1 protein-coding gene is annotated in these 1,010 nt (G+C 77.3%); it reads right to left on the reverse strand.

The window, feature by feature from the left end; translation table 11 throughout:
* The coding region (locus ETD85_RS62470) for a hypothetical protein (protein WP_206059663.1) at positions 1–243 on the reverse strand (243 nt) is incomplete at its 3' end.
* Positions 244–1,010 lie beyond the last annotated feature (767 nt).

Genomic DNA, 1,010 nt, shown 5'->3' on the forward strand with positions numbered 1-1,010 from the left:
GCCCGTGATGGCGGTGGGCGTCGGGGCCGCGGTCGCGGACCCGGTGGGCGGGCCGGTCGGGGAGCCGTTCTGAGTGTCCGTCTGCGGATTGGCCGGAGGGTCGGTCCGGGGGCCGGTCGCCGTGATCGACGTGCTCGCCCGGGCTGCGTTGCCGTCCTTCGGCGGGGTCGAGCCGAACATGGTCGGGCCGGCGTACAGCACACCGCCGGCCAGGGCGAGCGCCACCACGAGCGTGCCCGCCACCAGGGCGGCGCGCCGGCGCCTGGCCTTGACCTCGGCGGGCAGCTCCTCGATCGGCGCATGCTTGAAGAAGGCGTCATTGTCGACGGGCCCGCCCTGCTCGGGCGGCGCCTGGCCGGACGGGGCGTGGGCCGGTGCGGGCGCGTGCTGCCCTTGCTGGGACGCGTAGGGGGGCGCGCTCAGAGGGTACGGCGGCGGCGTCTGCGACCGCGCCGGCCCCTGAGGCCGAGCCTGCCCACCCGCCGGCCCCTGCGACAGTCGTCCTGCCGGCCCCTGCGGTTGCCGACTCGCCGGGCCCTGCGGTTGCCGACTTGCCGGGCCCTGCGACTGCGGGGCCGGGCGACCTTGTGAGGGCGGCTGCTGCGGCAGGGGACCTCGCGGATGCGGCTGCGACCCCTGAGGACTGGGACGCTGAGGGCCCTTTGGGTCAGGCCGCTGAGGTGCCTGCGGATTGGGCCGCTGAGGCGGAGACGCCTGCGAGGGGGCCTGCGGGGCCTGCGAATTGGGCCCCGGAGGCGGGGACGCCTGCGAAGGGCCCTGCTGGCCTTGAGAGGGCGGCTGCTGCGGCAGCGGGCCTCGCGGGCGAGGCTGCGGCCCCTGAGAGTTGGGGCGCTGAGGTGGCGGCCCCTGCGGATGCGGCTGCTGGCCATGAGAGGGCGGCTTCTGCGGCGGGGTGCCCTGGCGGTGCGGCGGCGTTGGGGCCTGCCCGTCCCGCCGCTGGGCCGTTGGGGGCTGCCCGTCCCGCTGCTGAGGTGGCGGGGCCTGGGGAT

Source organism: Nonomuraea zeae (assembly GCF_005889725.1).
Lineage (GTDB): Bacteria > Actinomycetota > Actinomycetes > Streptosporangiales > Streptosporangiaceae > Nonomuraea > Nonomuraea zeae.